This window comes from Pseudoalteromonas sp. SR45-6, assembly GCF_014163545.1.
In the GTDB taxonomy this organism is placed as follows: Bacteria; Pseudomonadota; Gammaproteobacteria; order Enterobacterales; family Alteromonadaceae; genus Pseudoalteromonas; species Pseudoalteromonas rhizosphaerae.
In genome coordinates, this window is record NZ_JACJDM010000239.1 from 1 (window position 1) to 251 (window position 251).

At 39.0% G+C, this 251-nt stretch carries 1 protein-coding gene; it reads left to right on the plus strand.

Annotated features, from left to right (window positions below; translation table 11 throughout):
• Positions 1 to 251: helix-turn-helix domain-containing protein (locus H5158_RS23055; protein ID WP_182741004.1), on the plus strand; the 251-nt coding region annotated here is incomplete at both ends.

Sequence of the window (251 nt, forward strand, 5' to 3'; positions counted from 1 at the left end):
CGGCAGTGTCAATAAATGGGTTTCAAACTACCTTAATAATGGCGTTACTGGCTTGAACAACAAACCGATTAAAGGTCGTCCAGCTAAATTAACCTTACAACAACTAAACACACTGTCAGATTATGCAAAACAGTCAGCAAGTTCTTCAGAAGGAGGCAGACTAATGGGGGAAGATATTGCTCAGTATATTTATGACCAGTTCAACATAAGATATCACACCGATCATATTTACAAACTGCTCAAGAAGCGTG